This is a genomic window from Streptosporangium sp. NBC_01639 (assembly GCF_045209755.1).
GTDB lineage: Bacteria > Actinomycetota > Actinomycetes > Streptosporangiales > Streptosporangiaceae > Streptosporangium.
In genome coordinates, this window is the sequence record NZ_CP109272.1 from 5,789,039 (window position 1) to 5,811,195 (window position 22,157).

Below are 22,157 nucleotides of genomic sequence, written 5' to 3' on the forward strand. Positions count from 1 at the left end.
TGGCGGGCTTGCTGTCTGTTTGACCTCGTGCGGGACCAGCCTCCTGTCATACCAGCTTGGCCAGGGTTGAGGGTTTTCCTCGGCTGTGGTGCCGGGTGTTGGTGGTGGGGTGGGTGTGGTTGCTGTTTGTTGTTTGAGATTTGCATAGTGGACGCGAGCATCTTTGTGGCCAAGTTTTTTAGGGCACACGGTGGATGCCTTGGCATCAGGAGCCGATGAAGGACGTGGGAGGCTGCGTTAAGCCCCGGGGAGTCGCCAACCTGACTTTGATCCGGGGATGTCCGAATGGGGAAACCTAGCACCAGTCATGTGGTGTTGCCTCCGCCTGAATGTATAGGGCGGTTGGTGGTAACGCGGGGAAGTGAAACATCTCAGTACCCGTAGGAAGAGAAAACAAATTAGTGATTCCGTGAGTAGTGGTGAGCGAAAGCGGAAGAGGCTAAACCGTATGCGTGTGATAGCCGGCAGGCGTTGCGTGTGCGGGGTTGTGGGACCCTCTGATGGTTTCTGCCGAGACTGTAGACAGTGAGAAATCGATGGGATAGTCGAAGTTTCTGGGAAGTTGCGCCGTAGACCGTGAGAGCCGGGTAGGCGAAATCTTGTCGACTGTTTGAGGGGATCCCAAGTAGCACGGGGCCCGAGAAATCCTGTGTGAATCTGCCAGGACCACCTGGTAAGCCTAAATACTCCCTGATGACCGATAGTGAACAAGTACCGTGAGGGAAAGGTGAAAAGCGCCCCGGTGAGGGGTCGTGAAATAGTACCTGAAACCGTGTGCCTACAAGCCGTAGGAGCGTAGACGTTTTCGGATGTCTGTGATGTGACTGCGTGCCTTTTGAAGAATGAGCCTGCGAGTTATGGTGTGTGGCGAGGTTAACCCGTGTGGGGTAGCCGTAGCGAAAGCGAGTCTGAATAGGGCGTTGTTAGTCGCATGCTGTAGACCCGAAGCGGAGTGATCTAGGCATGGGCAGGTTGAAGCGCGGGTAAGACCGCGTGGAGGACCGAACCCACCAGGGTTGAAAACCTGGGGGATGACCTGTGTTTAGGGGTGAAAGGCCAATCAAACTCCGTGATAGCTGGTTCTCCCCGAAATGCATTTAGGTGCAGCGTTACGTGTTTCTTGCCGGAGGTAGAGCACTGGATGGCTAATGGGCCCGACAAGGTTACTGACGTCAGCCAAACTCCGAATGCCGGTAAGTGAGAGCGTAGCAGTGAGACTGCGGGGGATAAGCTCCGTAGTCGAGAGGGAAACAGCCCAGACCACCGACTAAGGCCCCTAAGCGTGTGCTAAGTGGGAAAGGATGTGGAGTCGCAGTGACAACCAGGAGGTTGGCTTAGAAGCAGCCACCCTTGAAAGAGTGCGTAATAGCTCACTGGTCAAGTGATTCCGCGCCGACAATGTAGCGGGGCTCAAGTACACCGCCGAAGTCGTGGCATTCACACGTTAGCTTGGCAGCTTGTCTGTCTAGGTGTGTGGATGGGTAGGGGAGCGTCGTGCAGCCGGCGAAGCAGCAGAGTGATCTAGTTGTGGAGGCTGTGCGAGTGAGAATGCAGGCATGAGTAGCGAATCAGAAGTGAGAAACTTCTGCGCCGGATGACCAAGGGTTCCTGGGCCAGGCTAATCCGCCCAGGGTAAGTCGGGACCTAAGGCGAGGCCGACAGGCGTAGTCGATGGACAACGGGTTGATATTCCCGTACCCGCTATGGTGCGCCAATACTGAATCCAGTGATACTAAGGGTCCTTAACCCCCCTAAAGCCTTCGGGCTTGGGGTGAGGGTGAACGCCTGGCCTGATCTGGTAGTAGGTAAGCGATGGGGTGACGCAGGAAGGTAGTCCAGCCCAGGCGATGGTAGTCCTGGGGTAAGCGTGTAGGGCGTGTCGTAGGTAAATCCGCGGCGCATTGAGCCTGAGACGTGATGCCGAGCCGATTGTGGCGAAGTGGGTGATCCTATGCTGCCGAGAAAAGCCTCTAGTGAGTGCCGTGGCGGCCCGTACCCCAAACCGACTCAGGTGGTCAGGTAGAGAATACTAAGGCGATCGGGTGAACTGTGGTTAAGGAACTCGGCAAATTGCCCCCGTAACTTCGGGAGAAGGGGGCCTTCGCTGGTGATCAGACTTGCTCTGTGAGCTGGTGGGGGTCGCAGAGGCCAGGGGGAAGCGACTGTTTACTAAAAACACAGGTCCGTGCGAAGTCGTAAGACGATGTATACGGACTGACGCCTGCCCGGTGCTGGAACGTTAAGGGGACCGGTTAGTCGCACGTGTGTGGCGAAGCTGAGAACTTAAGCGCCAGTAAACGGCGGTGGTAACTATAACCATCCTAAGGTAGCGAAATTCCTTGTCGGGTAAGTTCCGACCTGCACGAATGGCGTAACGACTTCCCCGCTGTCTCAACCGCAGACCCGGCGAAATTGCACTACGAGTAAAGATGCTCGTTACGCGCAGCAGGACGGAAAGACCCCGGGACCTTCACTATAGCTTGACATTGGCGTTTGGAACGTCTTGTGTAGGATAGGTGGGAGACGGTGAAGCTGTCACGCTAGTGGTGGTGGAGTCATTGGTGAAATACCACTCTGGTCGTTTTGAACGTCTAACTTCGGTCCGTGATCCGGATCAGGGACAGTGTCTGGTGGGTAGTTTAACTGGGGCGGTTGCCTCCTAAAGAGTAACGGAGGCGCCCAAAGGTTCCCTCAGCCTGGTTGGTAATCAGGTGTCGAGTGTAAGTGCACAAGGGAGCTTGACTGTGAGACCGACGGGTCGAGCAGGAGCGAAAGCTGGGACTAGTGATCCGGCGGTGGCTTGTGGAAGCGCCGTCGCTCAACGGCTAAAAGGTACCCCGGGGATAACAGGCTGATCTTCCCCAAGAGTCCATATCGACGGGATGGTTTGGCACCTCGATGTCGGCTCGTCGCATCCTGGGGCTGGAGTAGGTCCCAAGGGTTGGGCTGTTCGCCCATTAAAGCGGTACGCGAGCTGGGTTTAGAACGTCGCGAGACAGTTCGGTCCCTATCCGCTGCGCGCGCAGGAGACTTGAAAGGAGCTGTCCCTAGTACGAGAGGACCGGGACGGACGAACCTCTGGTGTGCCAGTTGTTCCGCCAGGAGCACGGCTGGTTGGCTACGTTCGGAAGGGATAACCGCTGAAAGCATCTAAGCGGGAAGCTCGCCTTGAGATGAGGTCTCCCACCCTGTGAGGGGGTAAGGCTCCCAATAGACGATTGGGTTGATAGGCCGGAGGTGGAAGCACGGTAACGTGTGGAGCTGACCGGTACTAATAGGCCGAGGACTTGACCACAAAGCATTCTTGCTCGCGTCCACTATGTAATTCTGAGACAGCAGACACGTTCTCGTGTTTGACAGTTTCATAGGGTTACGGCGGTTATGGCGAAGGGGAAACACCCGGTTACATTCCGAACCCGGAAGTTAAGCTCTTCAGCGCCGATGGTACTGCACCGGGGACGGTGTGGGAGAGTAGGTCGCCGCCGGACAATTTTTTGTCGCAGTTGAGGCCATCCCGGTTGGGGTGGCCTTTTCTGTTTTCCCCGGGCCCCGTCACATTCCCCCGGCCCGGTCACGTTTACCGGCCCGGCCACGTTCCTGAGCCGGCCACGTTCCCCGGGGTTTCTCCTGCTCGAGAACCTTCGTCCCCGGGTGCCGAGAATCATTGGCTGATTTGAGCTCTGTGAAGTTAATTTGGGTTCTGTGAAGTTAAGCGGGTTGAGGCACTGCCGACTTCGCCAGGTGCTGAGGTCCCGGTAGCGACGAAGAAATTTCCAACGAATTAGCCTCTGACCTGCGATGACTCCGGACCTTATGGCTAGGGTCGCGATTCGCTTACGGTGTGGACCGTGAGCGATGAGAGGCCGGAGTTCGGACACGGCCAAGGCCGCAGCGTCCGCCGCGGAGCGGCGGACGCTGGCGGAGGTCTCCTCGCCCAGGCGCACGTAACGGCCGAGGCTGGGCAGGTGCTGGTGGCGGCTCTTGGCCTGTCGACCTCCTGGACGGAGAGCATGTCGCCGATGCGCAGGTAGTCCAGGGCGGAGGTCAGACCGGGCCGGTCGTCGACGGCCGGCTTGCCGCTGATCTTCTCCTCGAAGACCTTCCGGCAGATCGAATCCAGGGCGTCGTGCTGCCACCGGGTGTTCTGCTCGTCGGTGCTTACCCGGACCAGGCCGATGAGGGCCACGCCCCCCACCTTCGTTCACCGAAGGTCTGCCGTGCCAGGTCGGGCCGCATTGAAAGCTTCGGTGAAATCGGTGGCGAAGCGCTCGGCCGAGGCCAGAGCCTGCCGGACCACCTTGTGATCCGCCGGGTATGCCGGTGGGTGCAACCGGTGGGGCTCCTTGGACACGTATCTGGGTCGTACATCAGGCATTCTGTGGTGGCCGCTGTGACCCACCAGCTGTCGGCTCACCGATTGCACCTTGGGGATGGTGTGGTCCGCGGCTGCCGCGGCTGGGCTGTCGCAGGCCGACGACGACGCCTGCTGCGACGAGCAGGGCACCGGTGACGTCGGCGGGGCCTGCCTGGCCGAGGCCGAGTGCGATGGTGGTGAGCAGTGCGCCTACCGGTACGAGGCCGGCGAAGAGGCCCGCACGGTCGGCGCCGAGGCGGCGCAGTGCGTCGTACCAGAGGAAGAAGGCGGCTGCGGTGACGATCGCACCGAGGTAGCCGAAGGCGGCTGCTTCGCTGGGTGTGGGCAGCCGCAGGGATGCCGTGCCGTCCATGACGAGGCCCGCGGCCAGCAGCATGGGTACGGACAGAGCAGCGGGGTAGGCGGCGACCCTCAAGGGGCCGAGTTTGGGCAAGAGGGGGATGGCGAGCAGGGAGAAGGCGACCTCGCCGGCGAGTGCGCCCAGGGACAGCAGGAGGCCCGGCAGGCTACCCGAGCCGAGGCCGGCGGCGACAGCTGCGCCGAGTGCGACCACGAGCGCGGCGCCGACGGTGCGGGGGGCAGGGCGTCGGCGTTCCATCAATGGCCCGACGAGGGCGAGGACGAGGGGGACGGCTCCGATCACGGTGCCGATCATGGCGGGGCCGGCATGCCGGGTGGCTTCGACGAGGAAGAGGTTGAACCCGGCCAGGCCGGTGGCGGCCAGCGCGATCAGGAGCAGGATGTCACGTGGCGTCAGACGGACGCGGGGCAGGCGCTGGTGGCGTACGACGGCGAGCAGGATCGCCGCGGCAAGCGCATAGCGCAGGGCCTGTCCAGCGAAGACCGGGTAGTCGGCGATGGTGGCGGAGACCGCAGTCGAGGTGCCGACGAGCAGCATCGCCGAGGCCGCGCCGACGGGGGCGGAGGAGGATCTCATGCGGCGTGCTCCCGCAACGTCGAGGGGGCCAGGACCTTGCGGGTGATGCGTTCGGCAATGGCGGCGACCAGGGTGCGGGGGCGGCGCGGGGTCAGGTGTGCAGTCAGGGCGTTGCCGAGTCCAGGGGCGATGTAGCCGCGGTCGCGCTCCAGCGCGCGCAGAGCGGCGCGTACGACGGGCTCCGGAGTGGTCATGGAGCCGGTGACGGCCGCCCGGCGGGTGCCGATGGTGTCGAAGAAGGCGGTCTCGACCGGGCCGGGGCACAGGGTGAGCACGCGGATGCCGCGCCGGCGGTACTCCTGACGCAGGGCGAGGCCGAAGTTCAGCACGAAGGCCTTGGCCGCACCGTAGACGGCGAAGTACGGGGAAGGCTGGAAGGCGGCGTTGGAAGCGACGTTGACAACCGAGCCGCGGCCGCGCTCCAGCATGCCGGGCAGCAGTTCATGGGTGAGGTCGACGAGCGCGACGACATTGACCATCAGCTGGTCGTGGTCGCGGGCCCCGGATATCTCCTCGAAGCGGCCGCAGGTACCGAAGCCGGCGTTGTTGACCAGCAAATCGACGCTCAGACCGCGGGCGGCCAGCTGGTCGGCGATGCGGCGGGCCGCGTCCGGCTCGGCGAGGTCCTGGACCAGGACATGGGCGCGGACGCCGTGCTCGGCGATAAGGCGCTCGGCGAGGGTGGCAAGCCGGTCGCCGGACCGCGCCACCAGGATCACATCGTGCCCGTGAGCGGCGAGTTGCGCGGCGAACTCCGCGCCGAGGCCCGACGACGCTCCGGTGATAAGGGCAGTGCTGTGCACGAGTTTTCTCCTTCAGTCGATGGCAACTGAGAGGAGAGCGTACTAGTAATTCAAGAAAACGCAACAGTCATGATGCAGATGTAGCTGAGGTCGCATCAAGTATGTATTGTGTACCTGGATAACTGGCCTAATGGGAGGCATGATGCGCGAGACAGCGGCACGGTCATTGCGGGCGGACGCGGAGCGCAGCGTGCGCGCGATCCTGGAGGCGGCCGAGCAGGTGCTCGCCGAAGAGCCCGGCGCATCCATGGAGCAGATCGCCGCAGCCGCGGGAGTAGCCCGGACGACGATCCACCGGCGGTTCGCCAATCGACAGGCGTTGATCGAGGCGCTGGCCTCGTCCGCAGCCCGCCAGCTCGCCCAGGCGGTGGACGACGGCAGGCCGGACACCGCGCCACCGCTGGTGGCGATGCACCGGATCACCGCCAACGTGCTCCAGGTCAAGAGCGCCTGGGCGTTCGCCTTGGGGCTGCCGGCAGACCCGGACAGCGAGGCCGCCGTCCTCCAGCAGGACATCGCCCGCCGCTGCACCGCCGTGCTGAAGCGGGCCCAAGCCGACAGGCTCATCGACGAAGCAGCCGACCTCGACTGGGTGCGCCGGGTCTACTACGCGCTCATCGGGGAATCCCTGCACGGCAACGCGGACGGCGCCGACCCGGACGCCCTCGCCGCCCGCATCATCGACACCCTGCTCCACGGCGCCGGCCCGCGCGCCTGAGCCGAGAGCTGCAGCGCGACGCCACCCAGACGATGCGGTCGCACGCCACCAGCCCGCCGGCCCCGGTACCGCAGCCTCCGTATCGAGGCCGACGTGCATCAGCCGCACGCGGCTGATCTGGCCGCTCTCATGCCCGGCGTCACCAGGAGCGGGCGCACCGTCGTGTTCAATGCCGAGACCACGACGGCCGCCTACGGCATGCTCCTGCGGGTGGCGCTCGGCGATCTCGGTCGGGTGTCGTCACGCACCAGGGTGACCCGGGTCGGGTCCCGCATCCGCAGCGGTCAGTGCCTTGCCGACCAGGTCGAACAACGAAAATTTGATCAACGTCGCGCCGGGACTGTCGGTCGCGTGCTCGGCGATCGGAAGGTCGGTCGCGTTGCCCAGGAAATCGTCCAGGACTCGGAACTGCGGAAGCCGTGTGCGTCTGACCGGGAAAGTCGATCAGATCTCCGGGGCGGCATCCAGCAAAGGCTCGATACGGAAGGGCACCTGAACCGACAGGGCGATCGTGGTGTCGGTCCGCTGGACCGCGGGCGAGGCCAGGACACGGGTGATGATCTCCTGGAGTTCCGGTGTGCTGCGAGCGACCACGCGGCAGAGCAGGTCAGCCTGGCCGCTGGTGCCGTACACCTCCAGGATCTCAGGGAGGGCCTGGAGCGCCTGCACGGCTTCGGCCAGACGGCCCTGAGCGATCTGCAGGGACACGAAGGCCAGGATCGGGTAACCGATGCCCTCAGGGGTGACGGTGGGGCCGAAGTCGGCGATGACGCCGCGCGCGGTGAGCTTCTCCACACGTGCCTGCACGGTGCCACGGGCCACACCGAGCAGGCGGGCGAGTTCGGTGAGGCCGATGCGGGGGTGAGCACGCATGGTCAGGAGGAGTCGGCTGTCCAGGTCGTCGATGGGCACCGCATCAGATTAGGCGATATGACCACTCTGTAGGTGCGCTGTCGGTGCGAATGTGCACGGATCGCGCAGTCGAACTGCTCGCTCTTGTCAACGATTCCAGAAATTGCTGTTATTTCATACATGTTCGAGGAAGCGCAGTACTTCGCACCTGTGGCGACCCGTGACGACGGCACGGTCGAGGTCGAGCTGGCCACGAGCCACCCCGGCTTCGCCGATCCGGTCTACCGGCGCCGCCGTAACGACATCGCCGCCCTCGCCGTGGGGCACGTGCCCGGGACCCCGATCCCCACAGCTGAGTACACCGGTCAGGAACACGAGGTCTGGGCCCTGGTCAGCGGTGAACTGACGATCAAGCACCGCAAGTACGCGACCGCGGAGTATCTGGACGCGTCCGAACGGCTGGGGCTGCCGGCCGACCGGATCCCCCAGCTTCAGGAGGTCGGCGAGCTGCTGCAGCCGCTGACCGGGTTCCGGTACCTTCCGGCCGCGGGGCTGGTGCCTCTCCGGGACTTCTACGGAGTGCTGGCGGACGGCCTCTTCCACTCCACCCAGTACATCCGGCATCACTCCACGCCGCTCTACACGCCGGAGCCGGACGTGATCCACGAGGTGATCGGGCACGCCAACGCTCTCGCCTCCGACCGGTACGCACGGCTCTACCGGCTGGCGGGGGACGCAGCACGGCGGGTCGAAGGTGACCGGGCGCTGGAGTTCGTCTCGAAGGTCTTCTGGTTCACGCTGGAGTTCGGGGTGATGACCGACCAGGATGAGCTGCGGGCGTACGGGGCGGGAATCCTGTCCTCCTACGGCGAGATCGAGGAGTTCCGGCACATGGACATCCGGCCGCTGGACCTCGCCGCCATGGGCACGACCCACTACGACATCACGAAATACCAGAACGTCCTGTTCAGGGCGGAGTCGCTGGAGCATCTGGAAGACGTGGTCGGGGGGTTCTGGGCGACCTGCGACGACGAGAGCATCGCCAGGCTGATCGCCGGCGTCGCTTAGGGCCCGGTGTTCCCGCTCGCCGGGCTGACTGCCGGCGTCGGGTGGAAGCCTGGTGTTCCCGATTGCCGGCGTCGGGTGGGAGTCCGGTGTTTCCGGCGGCACCGGAGCAGGCGGGAGAGCGTGGCGGGCGGGTCAGGCGGGTCAGGCGGAAGCGTGGCGGGCGGGTCAGGACGTCTTGTCGACCAGCCGGTAGCCCACTCCGCGCACGGTCTGGATCAGCTGGTCGTCGTTGTCGCCGAGACGGGCACGCAGGCGCTTGACGTGCACCGCGATCGTGTTGGTCGAGGTGCTGCCGGTGGAGTTCCAGACATGCCGCATGATCTGCTCCCGGGTGACCGTGCGGTGGGCGTTGCGCATCAGGTAGTGCAGCAGTTCGAACTCGCGCAGCGGCAGGTGGACGATATGACCCGCGACCCTCACCTGGTAGGTGTTCACGTCGAGCTCGACCTTGCCGACCACAAGTGTCCGGTGGATTCCGGCCTCGTCGGAGAACGCCGCGTGTATCAGCGGCAGGAGCTCGGGCACCCGGTAGGGCCGGGCCACGCATGCGGTGGCTCCGGCCGCGAGTGCTTGGACGGCCTGCTCGGCATGGCCCTCGCCCACGCCGAGCAGGACGGGGACCGCCCGCGTGAGCCGTACGGCTCGGATGAACTCGACCGCGCCGATGACCGGCAGCGAGGCGCTGACGAGCACGACGTCAGGCCGGAGCGCTCCGGCCTGCAACAGGGCCTGGGCGCCGTCGGTGACGCCCATGACCATGACGCCCTCGCGTTCGAGGGCGTCGGCCAGGCCCTGGACCAGGGGCGACTCCGGGTCGGCCACCAGCAGCAGGGGCGCCGTCCGAGTGTCCCCGTTCACCTCGGGTGCCGACTGCGGCTGGATCACCCAGGTCCTCCAATGCGGTCGGTTTATCCGAAGCGGCCGGTGATGTAGTCCTCGGTCGCCTGCTGGCTGGGGTTGGTGAAGATGCGCGAGGTGTCGTCCATCTCGATGACGCGGCCCGGCTGACCCTGTCCCGCCAGGTTGAAGAAGGCGGTGCGGTCGCTCACCCGCGCGGCCTGCTGCATGTTGTGCGTCACGATGATGATCGTGAACCGGCTCTTCAGTTCGGCCATCAGATCCTCGATGGCCAGGGTGGAGATGGGGTCCAGGGCGGAGCACGGCTCGTCCATCAGGAGGACCTCAGGCTTGACCGCGATGGCCCTGGCGATGCACAGACGCTGCTGCTGGCCACCGGAGAGGCCGGCACCGGGCCTGTTGAGACGGTCCTTGACCTCGTTCCAGAGGTTGGAACCCTTCAGTGACTCCTCGACGATGCCGTCGACCGTGGATTTGGAGTGCCTGCCGTTGAGGCGGAGGCCGGCCGCCACGTTCTCGTAGATCGACATCGTGGGGAACGGGTTGGGGCGCTGGAAGACCATGCCGATCATCCGGCGTACCGACACCGGCTCGACGTCGGCGGCGTACAGGTCCTCGCCGTCGAGCAGGACCTTCCCCTCCACGCGTGCGCCGGGGATGACCTCGTGCATGCGGTTCAGGGTCCGGAGGAAGGTCGACTTACCGCATCCGGAGGGACCGATGAAGGCGGTGATCGACTGCGGCTCGATCGTCATCGAGATGTCCTCGATGGCCTTGTGTTTTCCGTAGTACGCGTCGAGGCCGGAGACCTGGATCTGCTGGCTCATATCGACATTCCTCCTATCGGTTCCTGGCAGGTGAGCGCCACCAGCCGATGAGGCGCGCCGCCAGGTTGAGCAGCATGACGATCAGAATGAGCGTGAGCGCTCCGGCCCACGCGCGGTCGATGGCGGTGTCCGTCGGACGGGCTGCCTGGTCGAAGACGTAGAGCGGCAACCCCATCTGCGGCCCGTTGAAGGGGTCGCTGTTGATGGAGTCGGTGAAGAAGACCGTGAGCAGGAGCGGAGCCGTCTCTCCGGTGACACGCGCGATGGCGAGCATGACGCCGGTCGCGATGCCGGTGAAGGAGGTCGGCAGGACGATCCTGGTGATGGTCCGCCACTTCGGCACGCCCAGCGCGTAGGAGGCCTCCCGCAGGTCGTTCGGGACCAGGCGGAGCATCTCCTCGGCGGAGCGGACCACCGTCGGCATCATCAGGATCGACAGCGCCAGGGCACCGGCGAAACCGGAGAACGGCATGCCCAGCGCCAGGATCCAGAAGGCGAGGACGAACAGGCCGGCGACGACCGAGGGGATGCCGGTCATAACGTCCACGAAGAAGCTGATGGCGCGGCCCAGCCGACCGCCCTGGCCGTACTCCACGAGGTAGATCGCGGTGAGCAGACCGATGGGGATCGAGATGAGCGAGGCCAGCAGGACCTGCTCCAGGGTGCCGAGAATGGCGTGGTAGGCGCCGCCGGTCGCGTCCCTGGCACCGACGTTGCGCATGGAGTGCGTCAAAAACTCCAGGTCGAGTCGCGCGAGTCCGTTCTTGAGCACCATCCAGAGGACCGCGACCAGCGGCACCACGGCGATGGCGAACGACAGGTAGACGAGCGACTGGACGAGCCGGTCCTTGAACCGCCGGCCGGTGGAGATGCGCTGGATCGCGGTCATGCGGCGGCTCCGGAGAACTCCTTGCGGCGGGCGACGATGAGACGGGCGCCCATGTTCACGAGCAGGGTGATGATGAACAGCACGAGACCCGAAGCGATCAGTGCGCCGCGCCCGATGGGGGTGGCCTCACCGAACCCGTTGGCGATGTTGGCGGCGATGCTGTTGCCCTGGGGAGTGAGGATCTGGAGGCTGATGCCGAACGTCGCCGGGAAGATGAGGGCGACGGCGATGGTCTCCCCCATGGCCCGGCCGAGGCCGAGCATGGAGGCGCTGATGACGCCGGGACGGCCGAACGGCAGGACCGCCGTCCTGATCACTTCCCAGCGGGTCGCGCCGAGGGCCAGGGCCGCCTCCTCGTGTGCCCGGGGCACCTGGAGGAACACTTCGCGGGAGATCGCCGCGATGATCGGCAGGATCATGACCGCGAGCACGATCGAGGCTGTCAGCATGGAGCGGCCCGTGACGATGTCCCCGCCGAAGAGGGGGATGAAGCCCAGGTATTCGTTGAGGAACTCCGAAGGCCCCTGCATGAACGGGACGAGGAAGACGACACCCCACAGGCCGTAGACGACGCTGGGGACGGCGGCCAGCAGATCGATGACGTATCCCAGGACTCCGGCCAGGCGCCGGGGCGCGTAGTGGGAGATGAAGAGCGCCACCCCGACGGCCACCGGCACCGCCATGATCAGCGCGAGGAGCGCACTGATCACAGTGCCGAACGCCAGGGCCCCGATGCCGAAGGCCTGGCTGCCGTTCGGCTCCCAGGTGCGGGTGGTGAAGAAGCTCCCCTTGTTGGCCTGCAGGGCCGGGACGGCTTCGACGACCAGGAAGACCGCGATGGCCGCCATGATCGCCAAAAGGAGGATCCCGGCGGCTGTGGAGGCGTAGCGGAAGGGGACTTCACCTCGGCTGCGCCGAGAGGCGGACCGGCTGAGAGCCGATCCGCCGTCACGGGTACGGACGGGAGTCACCATGAATTCAGGAGATCGCTTCGACGGCGGTCCGGACCTTGGCCAGCACCGTCGCCGGCAGCGGGGCGTAGCCCAGGCCGGTCAGCGCCTGCTGGCCTTCGTCGCTGGCGGTGTAGGTGAGGAAGGACTTCACCAGCTTGGCGTCCGCGGGAGCCAGGCCTTTCTCGCAGGTGATCTCGTAGGTCACCAGGACGATGGGGTAGGCGCCGGCGGCCTTGGTGGCGTAGTCGATGTCCAGCTTGAGGTCGTTGCCCTGACCCGTGACCTCGGCGGCCTCGACCGTCTTGGCCGCGCTCTCCGGGGTCAGCTCCACGAACTCGCCGGAGCCGTTGGCGACCTTGGCCTTGGTCAGGCTGGAGTTCTCGGCGTAGGAGAGCTCGACGTAGCTGATCGCGCCGGGGACGCTCTTGACGGACTGCGCGATGCCGTCGGAGCCCTTGGCGCCCTGGCCCTTGGCCTCGGCCGGCCATGCCTTGGCGGGCTCGTAGGCCCAGTCGGCGGTCTTGGACAGGAACTTGGTGAAGTTGTCGCTGGTGCCTGACTCGTCCGAGCGGTGGAACGCCTGGATCGGGGTCGAGGGGAGCTTGGCGTCCGGGTTGTCGGCCTTGATGGCCGCGTCGTCCCACTTGGTGATCTTGCTGTCGAAGATGCCGCCGATGGTCTTGGGGGAGAGCTGCAGCCCCTCGACGCCGGGGAGGTTGTAGACGACGGCCACGGGGCCGGTCACCATCGGGATGTTGATGGCCTTACCGGTCTTGCAACGGGCGTCCGCCTGGGCGGGCTCACCCTTGTCGTCCTTGAGCGCCGAGTCGGATCCCGCGAAGGCGACCGTTCCCTGGATGAACGCCTGGACACCCGCGCCGGAACCGCTGGGCTGGTAGTTGACGCTCACGCCCGAGTTGGCCTGCTGAAAGCTCTTCTTCCACTCGTCGATGGCGTTCGCCTGCGCCGAGGAGCCCGCAGCGTTGATCGTGCCGCTGAGACCGGCGTCCGATCCGGCGGAAGGCGCCGCAGCCGAGGCCGAGGTGGCGTCGGTGGTGGCGCTGTTGTCATCGGTGCCGCACGCAGCGAGCGAAAGCGCGCCGACGAGGGTGACCGCGGCGAGCCGGCCTGCATACTTCACGGTTGGGTTCCTCCCACTAAGTCCTTCAACGTTCATGACATTAGGGAGGCGAGATGACTCAAAACCGGTGGGAAGGTGAACGGAAAATGAATGCCTACGGTCGGAGTCGTGGCATCGGCTTGGGTGAGTTTTGGGATTCCGGCAGGCGGCTCCCACTGAAGGCCGAGGGGAACGAGGGTTCGTGCGGGGGGTGCCGGCCGCGGGTGGCAGGAGCCTGTGGCGGACATGAGTCCGTACGGAGTGAACGACGGCTCAGGAGAGGGTCAAGAACCTTTCGGGGCGGTCGCGATAGGGGTGGCGCCCGGTGGGCCTCCGGCCATGACGTGGACCCGTATGAACACGTCCTAGACCGGAAGGGTGAGCGGGCCTCCGCCGAGCCGCTTGAGGACCTCGCCGTGCAGGGAGCCGTTGGTGCACACCAGGCTGCCCCCGTCGAGGTCGGGCACCCCGGACAGGTCGGTCCAGATGCCGCCCGCCTCCTCGACGATCACGGTCAGTGCCGCGACGTCCCAGGGGGAGAGCTCGGGCTCGGCCGACAGGTCGACCGAGCCTTCGGCGACCAGCATGTGCGACCAGAAGTCGCCGTAGGCGCGGCTGCGCCAGACCGACCGGTTCAGGTCGAGGAACTCGTCGAGCTTCCCGGCTTCTTCCCAGCCGCCGAAGCTGGAGTAGGAGAACGAGGCGTCTTCCAGCCGGCTGACGGAGGAGACCTGGCATCGGGTGGCCTTGGCCAGGCTCCTGCCGGTCCAGGCGCCGGTGTCACGGGCGGCCCACCAGCGGCGGCCGAGCGCCGGTGCCGAGACCAGGCCGACGACGACCCGGCCCTGGTCCATCAGCGCGATGAGTGTGGCCCAGACGGGGACGCCGCGTACGTAGTTCTTGGTGCCGTCGATCGGGTCGATCACCCACGAGCGCGCGCCGTAGCCGGACTTGCCGAACTCCTCCCCGATCACCGCGTCCCGGGGGCGGGCCCGGCTGAGGGTGCCCCGGATCGACTCCTCGACCGCTCGGTCGGCGTCGCTCACCGGGGTGAGGTCCGGTTTGGTGTCGACCCGGAGGTCGGCGGCCTTGAACCGGCGCATGGTCAGATCGTCGGCGGCGTCGGCCATGATGTGCGCGAGACGCAGGTCGTCGTTGTAACCCGTCACGGGAGGTAACGCTATCGCCTCAGAGGTGGGTTACAGGAGAGCGGGGAACAAGCCGGGGAATTGTGTCGCGTCACATCAGCCGGCCGGATAGGGAGCAAAACCCCTGTCGCCCTGTAGTTACTGGCGAGTAGCATTCGGGGCATGACTTTTGATGTGGGTGCCTTCATGCTGAAGAGCGTTCCCTTCGCGCGGACGCTGGACATCTCCTTCGACAAGGTGGAGCCGGGGTTCGCGGTGGCGCGCATGCCCGACCGCGCCGACCTGCACAACCACGTGGGCGGCCCGCACGCGGGGGCCCTGTTCAGCCTCGCCGAGTCCGCCTCGGGCGCCGCGATGCTGTCGGCCTTCGGCGATCAGCTGTCCCGGGCGACCCCGCTGGCCGCCGGTGCGGCGATCCGCTACGTGAAGCTCGCGATGGGCGAGGTCGTCGCCGAGGCCCGGCTGGAGGCCTCCCGCGCGGAGGTCGTGGCCAAGCTGGACGCCGGGGAGCGCCCCGAGTTCGAGGTCGCCGTCGCCATCAGGACCGCCGACGGCACGCTGGTCTCCGAGATGACCGTCGCCTGGACCCTGCGGCCCAACCGCCCTGCGGCCCCGGCGTGAACCCCGTCGGAGCGGCCTGCAGCCTCAGCCGTCGGAGGCGCTCTCGCGGCCGTCCTCGGGGGCGCCGTCGCGGCTGGCGAGCAGACGGCGCAGGGAGACGAGCCTGACAGGGTCGGCGTGGCCGGCCGTCACCCAGGCGTCCAGGGCGCACTCCTCGCTGAGATGGCTGCAGCCCTTGGGACAGCCGACCGTGCCCTCGATCAGGTCGGGGAAGCCGGCCAGGACGGTCTCCACCGAGACGTGTGCCAGGCCGAAACTGCGCACGCCCGGAGTGTCGATGATCCAGCCGCCCTCGGGAAGCTCCAGCGCCACGGCCGAGGTGGACGTGTGACGGCCTCGCCCGGTCACCGCGTTGACATGGGAGACGGCCCGGTTGGCGTCCGGGACCAGGGCGTTGACCAGAGTGGACTTGCCCACGCCTGAGTGGCCGACCAGCACGCTGATCTTGCCGCTCAGGCACTCTCTGACCTCCTCCAGGGTGCCGCCCTTCTGGAGCACGACGTACGGCACGCCGAGGGGCCGGTAGAGGGAGAGCAGTTCCTCGGGTGAGGCGAGGTCGGACTTGGTGAGGCAGAGCACCGGCTCGATGTCGGCGTCGAAGGCGGCCACCAGCATCCGGTCGATCATGCGAGGACGCGGTGGCGGGTCGGCCAGGGCCGTCACGATCACGAGCTGGTCGGCGTTGGCGACCACGGGCCGTTCGATGCCGTCGGTGTTGTCGGTGTCGTCCGCGGAACGGCGGAGCATCGAGGTGCGGGGCTCCACCCGGACGACCCGGGCCAGCGTGTCGGACGCGCCGGACACGTCGCCCACCAGGGCCACCCGGTCGCCCACCACGATCCCCTTGCGGCCCAGCTCGCGGGCCTTCATGGCCACCACGACCCGGCCGCTCATCGTGGCGCCCTCCAACTGGTCCTTCTTACGGCGGCGGCCCTTCTCTCCCGTCGACTCCACCAGGCATGTGTAGCGGCCCCGGTCGACCGCCACCACGAACCCCTGGACCGCGTTCTCGTGGGCGGGACGGATACGGGTCCGGGGCCGGGAACCCTTCCCCGGCCTGACCCTGACGTCGTCTTCGTCGTATTCGCGCTTTCTCAGCTTCTCCGCCTCGATCTGCCCTTGTCCGAACGGTCGTCTGCCACTTATCGGGCGTCCGCGAGGTGCGCCGGCCGGTAACCCGTCACCGTGCGCCATCCAGCATGTCCGCCCACATGGAGGCGAACTCGGGAAGAGTCTTACCCGTGGTGGCGATGTTCTCCACCTCGACCCCCGGAACGGCGAGGCCGATCACCGCGCCGGCGGTGGCCATCCGGTGGTCGTCGTAGGTGTGGAACACCCCGCCGGTGAGCGGGCGCGGCCGGATCTCCAGGCCGTCCTCGGTCTCGTTCGCGTCGCCGCCGAGGCCGTTGATCTCGGTGACCAGCGCGGCCAGCCGGTCGGTCTCGTGCCCGCGGATGTGGGCGACGCCGCCGATCCGGCTGGGGGTGTCGGCCAGGGCGGCGAGGGCGGCGATCGTCGGGGTCAGCTCGGCGACGTCGCGCAGGTCCGCCTCGATGCCGGTGATGCGTCCCGTCCCGGTGACCGCCAGCCCGGCCGGCGTGCTCCGGACGGAGGCACCCATGTCCGCGAGCAGGTGCCGGAGCCGGTCGCCCGGCTGGGTCGTCTCCGCGGGCCAGCCGGGGACGGTGACCGTGCCGCCGGTGACCATCGCGGCGGAGAGGAACGGCGCCGCGTTGGACAGGTCGGGCTCGACGGTGAAGTCGCCGGCGTGGATCGGGCCGGGCTCGACCCGCCAGACGTCGGGCTCCGTGTCGTCGACCTGGACGCCGAACGCGCGCAGCATCTGAACGGTCATCCGGATGTGCGGCTGCGACGGGATCGGCGGGCCGACGTGCCGTACCGTCACCCCTTTCTCGAACCGGGCCGCGGTCAGCAGCAGGCCGGAGAGGAACTGGGAGGATCCGGAGGCGTCGAGTGTGACCTCTCCGCCGGTCAGTGGGCCCCGGACGGTGAACGGCAGCGCGTCGCCCGAGACCTCGGCGCCGAGGGCGCGCAGCGCGCCCAGGATCGTGCCCATCGGGCGCTTGCGCGCGTGCGGGTCGCCGTCGAAGGACACCGCGCCGTCACTCAGCGCCGCCATCGGCGGCACGAACCGCATCACCGTGCCCGCGAGCCCCACGTCGATCCGCGTCCCGCCGGTGACCGGACCGGGTGTGATCGCCCAGTCGACGCCGGAGGCGCTCTCGTTCGAGGGGACCATCGTGGCGCCCAGCGCCCGCAGCGCCTCGACCATCAGGTCGGCGTCCCGGCTGCGCAGCGCCCGCCGTACGGTGCCGGGGCCGTCGGCCAGGGCGGCGAGCAGCAGTGCGCGGTTGGTCACGGACTTCGAGCCGGGCAGGAGAACGGACGCACGGACGGGGTCGGTCACGGTCGGTGCGGGCCACAGCGGAGCGGACATGGTCAAAAGCCTACCGGGGCGATGCCCCTGAGCCCCCGGAGCCATGGCAGGGTGGTGATATGTGCGGGAGATACGCGTCTGCTCGGAGCAAGCAGGTGTTGCTTGAGGAGTTCGAGGTCGAGGTCGACGGGGCCGCCGAGGAGGAGCTCGGGCCCGACTACAACGTCGCCCCGACCAAACCGGTCTACGCGGTGATGAGCCGGGTGCCGAAGTCCAACCCGGAGGGCCGGGCGGTCCGGCAGCTCCAGGTGCTCCGCTGGGGCCTGGTGCCCTCCTGGGCGAAGGACCCGTCCATCGGCTCGAAGATGATCAACGCGCGGGTGGAGACGGTGGCGGAGAAGCCGTCCTACCGCAAGGCGTTCGCCGAGCGCCGGTGCCTGCTGCCTGCGGACGGCTACTTCGAGTGGGCCGTGCAGGAGGCTGCCGGGACGGGAAAGAAGCCGAAGAAGCAGCCCTACTTCATCCAGCCGGCCGACGGCGGCGTCATGGCCATGGCGGGGCTGTACGAGTTCTGGCGTGACCGGGGCCGTCCCGACGACGACCCGCTCGCATGGCTGGTGACCTGTGCGGTCATCACCACCTCCGCCCTGGACGAGGCCGGGAAGGTCCACGACCGGATGCCGATGCTGATCGAGCGGGACCGCTGGGCGGAGTGGCTCGACCCCGGGGTCCCCGACGCGCACGGCTTCCTCGTTCCCGCCGGCGCCACCGGGTTGACGGCGTATCCGGTCTCCACCGCGGTGAACTCGGTGCGCAACAACGGCCCGGAGCTCGTCGAGCCGATGAAGGAGGGGGAAGGTGACGAACCGGCCCTCTTCTGAGAGCGCCCGGTAACCGAAAACACCCGGTAACCGGTGTAAAACCAGCGCCAAGTGGGCATCCGCTGAGAAAAGCGATACCCCTGCACGGGGACCGCCCATAGACCCATCCCCTTCGCGCCTGGCGGGAGAACCGGGGACCCCCTCACAGGCCGCCCCCACTTTGCGGAGGAGCGGATCCGTGAACCCCACGACCGCGCGTGTGCGCCTGGAGAACATGCTGGCCGAGATCGACCGGTCCATCGGTGTCCTTCGAGGAGATCCCCAGGCGGTGCAGGACCGATCCGCGGCGGACGCCGGATCGGTCCTGACGGACGCGGACCGCAACCGGGCCGTGCTGGAGGCGGCGGCCCGGCACCGCCGCTCGGTGATCGAGGCCCTCCGCCGGCTGGACGACGGGCTCTACGGCCTCTGCGCCGACTGTGAAGGCCCCGTGCCGGAGGGCAGGCTGGAAGCGCGCCCCGATGCCGTCCGCTGCGTGCAGTGCCAGTCGAAGCGCGAGCGCCGACACTGACCTCGAAAGCTTTACCCGGCCCTTTCCCTGTTTTTCCTCGGGCTTTGCCGCCGTCGGCCCCGGTGGAGCCCGCCCGTGCGGCGGGAGCCACCGGGGATCAGCGGCGGCGGGCGCTCGCGACCAGGTGGATGCCCACGGTGTCGTCGTCGCCGGTGTGGGCCTCCAGCTCGGTGTTGACCAGCCAGGTGAGCGCGCGCGAGTCGGAGGCCAGCACGTGATCGACCGTGGAGGGCGACAGCACCGTGCGAGGCCGTATCCACTCGACCTCCAGGCCGGCCTCGGTGAGCAGGTCGCGGAGCTGACCGCTGCTGAAGCACCGGGTGATGCTCCCGTCCGGCCAGGGCACGAGCATGACCTCGCCGGTCTGGCGCAGATGGGCCCAGTAGTTCTGCTCGGCGAGGATCGCCATCCCCAGCACCAGGGAGTCGACGCAGACCAGCGCCCGCCCACCCGGGCGGAGCACCCGGGCGACGTCGCCGATCGCGGACTCGGCCATGAGTTCCACCGACATCGCGCGCTCCTCGGCGAGCACGGCGTCGACGCTGCGGTCGGGGAGGAAGCGCAGATCGTCGGCACGGACCTGGCGGACCTTCGAGGTGTCGCGCGGCAGCGGCCGGCCTTCCACGGTGCGGCGGAAGTCGACCACCTCCAGCACCCGGTGCCCCGCTCCGGCGGCCTGGACCGACCAGCTGCCCCTGCCGCCGGACAGATCCAGGACGGTGGAAGGGCTCTCCGGCAGCCATCGGCTCAGCTGCTCGGCCGCGACCGCGCGATAAAAGGTCCAGTACGGCCCGAGAGTTCCTGCGCCGTTCAGCTCTTCGGCCGGGATGGGCAGCACAAGCGGCTCCTGGCATCGGGGTATCCGGTGGTCTACAGCTACCTGCCGGTACGTATGTTTTTCCCCGTACCGGGTCCTTCGTCACCTTCTATCTTGTGGGAACAGATGGCCGGCCGAGCGTGTTGCAAGCGGACAACGCACGATCCTTTCCGGAGGTTGGCAAGCAGATGCTCGCGTTGATCGAACCCATCATCCGCCCCGGTGATCGGACCTTTCCTGATGAGCGGGTATCCTCCGCTCAGTACGCAGTCCCGCGACAGCAGGGCTTCGGCGATCTTAAGGGGGTGGGTCCGGTCCCTGCGACAGACGAGGAGACTCTGGAGCAGCGGAGCACGAGGTTCGAGCGGGATGTGATGCCCTATCTCGACCAGCTCTACTCTGCCGCGCTTCGGATGACCCGGAACCCAGCGGATGCGGAGGATCTCCTTCAGGAGACCTTCGCCAAGGCCTTCGCGTCCTTCCATCAGTTCCAGGAGGGCACCAACCTCAAGGCCTGGCTGTACCGCATCCTGACCAACACCTTCATCAACAGCTACCGCAAGAAGCAGCGGGAGCCCAAGCAGTCGGGTGCCGAGGAGATCGAGGACTGGCAGCTCGCCAGGGCCGAGTCGCACACCTCGGCCGGACTGAAGTCCGCGGAGATCGAGGCGCTTGAGCACCTCCCCGACAGTGACGTGAAGCAGGCGCTGGCCGCGCTCCCCGAGGAGTTCCGCATCGCCGTCTACCTCGCCGACGTCGAGGGCTTCCCGTACAAGGAGATCGCCGACATCATGGGCACCCCCATCGGGACCGTGATGTCGCGACTTCACCGTGGCCGCCGCCAGTTGCGGACGCAACTCGAGGACTACGCCCGCGAGCGTGGCCTGGTTCCCGCGGAGGGTGCGAAGTGAGCGAGCGAGCCGGCGGCGACCGTGGGCGCGGGCGCGCCGTTCCGGAGATCCGGGACGGGGTGATCGCATGAGCTGCGGAAAGCCGCACTCCACCGACTGCCGCGAGGTGCTGGACAAGGTCTACACCTACCTCGACGGTGAGCTGGACGCGGGCAACTGCGTCGACATCCGCGAGCACCTGGACGAGTGCGGTCCCTGCCTGGAGGAGTACGGCCTGGAACAGGTTGTCAAGCAGCTCGTCGCCAAGCATTGCGGGTGCGACCGGGCCTCGGACGACCTGCGCGCCAAGGTGCTCAGCAGGATCGACCAGGTCCGCTCCGAGTTGACCGGCTGACCTCCTAGGATCTCTCGTACGGTCATGGCCATACGAGCTGGGGGGCAGCATGCGCATACTCGTCACCGGTGGGGCGGGATTCATCGGATCCAACCTGGTGGACCGGCTGCTGGCGGACGGTCACGAGGTCATGGCCGTGGACGACCTGTCCGGCGGAGACCGCGACAATCTCGTCGCGGCGGCACAGAGCCCGCAGTTCAGGCTGCACGAGATGGACATCCGCGAGCCCGCTCTGATCGGTCTGGCCGCCGAGTGGAGGCCCGAGGTCATCTGCCACCTCGCCGCGCAGATCAGCGTGCGCAAGAGCGTGGCCGACCCCGTCCACGACGCCCGGCTCAACGTCGAGGGCACCGCATCCGTCCTCACCGCCGCCCACAGCGGCGGCACCCGCAAGGTGGTCTTCGCCTCCTCCGTCGCCGTGTACGGCGTCCCTGAGGTCATCCCCGTCCCCGGAGACGCGGCGACCGACCCGCGCTCGCCGTACGCGGCCTCCAAACTCAGCGCGGAGACCTACCTGGCCGCCTTCAGGGCGCTGCACGGCATCGACTACACCACGCTGGTGCTCTCCAACGTCTACGGCCCGCGCCAGTCGCCCGACGGCGAGGCGGGGGTGGTGGCCATCTTCACCGACGCCCTGCTCAACGGCACCCCCACGGTGCTGTACGGCGACGGCACCCAGACCCGTGACTACATCTTCGTCGACGACGTGGTGGACGGCTTCGCCCGTGCCTGCGGAGACGTCGGCGGCGGCCGCAGGTTCAACCTGGGGACCGGGGTGGAGACCACCGACCGCGAGCTCCACGCCCTGGTGGCGGCGGCCGCCGGCGCGGCCGACGAGCCGGGCGGCGCCGAGGCCCGTCCCGGGGACCTCCCGGCGATGGCCGTCGATCCGGCACCCGCGCTCGAAGGGCTGGGCTGGCGCCCCCAGACGGATCTGGCCACCGGCCTGAAGGCCACCGTCGACTGGGCGAGGGTCCGGATGGCGGCTCGCTGACCGGCGATCCCATGATGGCTTGTGGTGATGGATTGGTTACGCTTTGCTTGCGATTCCCGGTCCTTACCTCGGGGGCGGCCTCGTTTCTGTAGCCTGAGTCGCGAAAAGGACATGGAGGCAGCGCATGTTGATGGAAACGGTC

At 67.0% G+C, this 22,157-nt stretch carries 21 protein-coding genes and 2 rRNA genes; 10 read left to right on the forward strand and 13 right to left on the reverse strand.

Going from position 1 to position 22,157, the window contains the following annotated elements:
• The first annotated feature begins 167 nt into the window (after positions 1–167).
• Positions 168–3,295 (forward strand): 23S ribosomal RNA (locus OHA77_RS26530).
• A 76-nt stretch (positions 3,296–3,371) separates the two neighbouring features.
• Positions 3,372–3,488: ribosomal RNA gene (rrf, locus tag OHA77_RS26535) — 5S ribosomal RNA — on the forward strand.
• A gap of 329 nt (positions 3,489–3,817) precedes the next feature.
• On the opposite strand, the gene OHA77_RS26540 is transcribed toward rrf, so the two are convergent.
• From OHA77_RS26540 to OHA77_RS26550, 3 genes are all read right to left on the reverse strand, one after another.
• Positions 3,818–4,186: a recombinase family protein gene (locus OHA77_RS26540; RefSeq protein WP_406312161.1), complete on the reverse strand. Its 369-nt coding sequence runs from the start codon at positions 4,184–4,186 to the stop codon at positions 3,818–3,820.
• A gap of 181 nt (positions 4,187–4,367) precedes the next feature.
• Entirely contained in the window at positions 4,368–5,312 is a 945-nt protein-coding gene (locus tag OHA77_RS26545) for a DMT family transporter (RefSeq protein WP_406312162.1), read from the reverse strand.
• Positions 5,309–6,115 (reverse strand): SDR family NAD(P)-dependent oxidoreductase, encoded by an 807-nt coding sequence (locus OHA77_RS26550; protein WP_406312163.1) that lies wholly within the window; start codon positions 6,113–6,115, stop codon positions 5,309–5,311. The genes OHA77_RS26545 and OHA77_RS26550 overlap by 4 nt, the downstream gene beginning before the upstream one ends.
• A 139-nt stretch (positions 6,116–6,254) precedes the next feature.
• Between OHA77_RS26550 and OHA77_RS26555 the strand changes: the two genes are divergently transcribed.
• Positions 6,255–6,833, forward strand: a complete 579-nt coding sequence (locus OHA77_RS26555) for a TetR/AcrR family transcriptional regulator (RefSeq protein WP_406312164.1) — start codon at positions 6,255–6,257, stop codon at positions 6,831–6,833.
• A gap of 444 nt (positions 6,834–7,277) precedes the next feature.
• Here the strand turns inward: OHA77_RS26555 and OHA77_RS26560 are convergent, their stop codons facing one another.
• Positions 7,278–7,745: an Lrp/AsnC family transcriptional regulator gene (locus OHA77_RS26560; RefSeq protein WP_406312165.1), complete on the reverse strand. Its 468-nt coding sequence runs from the start codon at positions 7,743–7,745 to the stop codon at positions 7,278–7,280.
• Between the two features lie 120 nt (positions 7,746–7,865).
• Here OHA77_RS26560 and OHA77_RS26565 point away from each other — a divergent pair, with 120 nt between their 5' ends.
• Entirely contained in the window at positions 7,866–8,753 is an 888-nt protein-coding gene (locus tag OHA77_RS26565) for a phenylalanine 4-monooxygenase (protein ID WP_406312166.1), read from the forward strand.
• Between the two features lie 165 nt (positions 8,754–8,918).
• Here OHA77_RS26565 and OHA77_RS26570 read toward each other — a convergent pair whose 3' ends face one another.
• The 6 genes from OHA77_RS26570 to hisN form a co-directional block, all read right to left on the reverse strand.
• Positions 8,919–9,638: a response regulator transcription factor gene (locus OHA77_RS26570; RefSeq protein WP_326825488.1), complete on the reverse strand. Its 720-nt coding sequence runs from the start codon at positions 9,636–9,638 to the stop codon at positions 8,919–8,921.
• A 23-nt stretch (positions 9,639–9,661) separates the two neighbouring features.
• A complete protein-coding gene (gene pstB, locus OHA77_RS26575; protein WP_326825487.1) occupies positions 9,662–10,438 on the reverse strand; it encodes a phosphate ABC transporter ATP-binding protein PstB in 777 nt (258 codons plus the stop codon).
• Positions 10,439–10,451: 13 nt separating this feature from the next.
• Positions 10,452–11,327: a phosphate ABC transporter permease PstA gene (gene pstA, locus OHA77_RS26580; RefSeq protein ID WP_406312167.1), complete on the reverse strand. Its 876-nt coding sequence runs from the start codon at positions 11,325–11,327 to the stop codon at positions 10,452–10,454.
• On the reverse strand, positions 11,324–12,301 hold the full coding sequence (pstC, locus tag OHA77_RS26585; RefSeq protein ID WP_406312168.1) for a phosphate ABC transporter permease subunit PstC: 978 nt from the start codon (positions 12,299–12,301) through the stop codon (positions 11,324–11,326). Before pstC ends, pstA begins: the two co-directional genes overlap by 4 nt.
• A gap of 4 nt (positions 12,302–12,305) precedes the next feature.
• Positions 12,306–13,421 carry a phosphate ABC transporter substrate-binding protein PstS gene (pstS, locus tag OHA77_RS26590; protein ID WP_326825484.1) on the reverse strand — a complete coding sequence of 372 codons (1,116 nt, stop codon included), beginning with the start codon at positions 13,419–13,421 and terminating at the stop codon, positions 12,306–12,308.
• Positions 13,422–13,765: 344 nt separating this feature from the next.
• Positions 13,766–14,569 (reverse strand): histidinol-phosphatase, encoded by an 804-nt coding sequence (hisN, locus tag OHA77_RS26595; protein ID WP_406312169.1) that lies wholly within the window; start codon positions 14,567–14,569, stop codon positions 13,766–13,768.
• Between the two features lie 141 nt (positions 14,570–14,710).
• Here hisN and OHA77_RS26600 point away from each other — a divergent pair, with 141 nt between their 5' ends.
• Positions 14,711–15,169, forward strand: coding sequence for a DUF4442 domain-containing protein (locus tag OHA77_RS26600; protein WP_406312170.1), 459 nt, complete (start codon positions 14,711–14,713; stop codon positions 15,167–15,169).
• A 24-nt stretch (positions 15,170–15,193) separates the two neighbouring features.
• Here the strand turns inward: OHA77_RS26600 and rsgA are convergent, their stop codons facing one another.
• Together rsgA and aroA are read right to left on the reverse strand one after the other, a co-directional pair.
• Positions 15,194–16,267 (reverse strand): ribosome small subunit-dependent GTPase A, encoded by a 1,074-nt coding sequence (gene rsgA, locus OHA77_RS26605; RefSeq protein ID WP_406319877.1) that lies wholly within the window; start codon positions 16,265–16,267, stop codon positions 15,194–15,196.
• 82 nt (positions 16,268–16,349) lie between these two features.
• Positions 16,350–17,627 carry a 3-phosphoshikimate 1-carboxyvinyltransferase gene (gene aroA / locus OHA77_RS26610; protein ID WP_406312171.1) on the reverse strand — a complete coding sequence of 426 codons (1,278 nt, stop codon included), beginning with the start codon at positions 17,625–17,627 and terminating at the stop codon, positions 16,350–16,352.
• Between the two features lie 95 nt (positions 17,628–17,722).
• On the opposite strand from aroA, the gene OHA77_RS26615 reads away from it, so the two are divergent.
• Both OHA77_RS26615 and OHA77_RS26620 read left to right on the forward strand, forming a co-directional pair.
• Entirely contained in the window at positions 17,723–18,448 is a 726-nt protein-coding gene (locus OHA77_RS26615) for an SOS response-associated peptidase (protein ID WP_326825480.1), read from the forward strand.
• A gap of 178 nt (positions 18,449–18,626) precedes the next feature.
• On the forward strand, positions 18,627–18,959 hold the full coding sequence (locus tag OHA77_RS26620; protein WP_326825479.1) for a TraR/DksA C4-type zinc finger protein: 333 nt from the start codon (positions 18,627–18,629) through the stop codon (positions 18,957–18,959).
• Positions 18,960–19,056: 97 nt separating this feature from the next.
• Here OHA77_RS26620 and OHA77_RS26625 read toward each other — a convergent pair whose 3' ends face one another.
• On the reverse strand, positions 19,057–19,797 hold the full coding sequence (locus tag OHA77_RS26625) for a class I SAM-dependent methyltransferase (RefSeq protein ID WP_406312172.1): 741 nt from the start codon (positions 19,795–19,797) through the stop codon (positions 19,057–19,059).
• A 353-nt stretch (positions 19,798–20,150) separates the two neighbouring features.
• Here OHA77_RS26625 and OHA77_RS26630 point away from each other — a divergent pair, with 353 nt between their 5' ends.
• The 3 genes from OHA77_RS26630 (at position 20,151) to OHA77_RS26640 (ending at position 22,015) form a co-directional block, all read left to right on the forward strand.
• Positions 20,151–20,687 (forward strand): sigma-70 family RNA polymerase sigma factor, encoded by a 537-nt coding sequence (locus tag OHA77_RS26630; protein ID WP_231509598.1) that lies wholly within the window; start codon positions 20,151–20,153, stop codon positions 20,685–20,687.
• A 67-nt stretch (positions 20,688–20,754) separates the two neighbouring features.
• A complete protein-coding gene (gene rsrA, locus OHA77_RS26635; RefSeq protein WP_326825477.1) occupies positions 20,755–21,021 on the forward strand; it encodes a mycothiol system anti-sigma-R factor in 267 nt (88 codons plus the stop codon).
• Positions 21,022–21,070: 49 nt separating this feature from the next.
• Positions 21,071–22,015 (forward strand): NAD-dependent epimerase/dehydratase family protein, encoded by a 945-nt coding sequence (locus OHA77_RS26640; RefSeq protein ID WP_326825476.1) that lies wholly within the window; start codon positions 21,071–21,073, stop codon positions 22,013–22,015.
• The last annotated feature ends 142 nt before the right edge of the window (positions 22,016–22,157 follow it).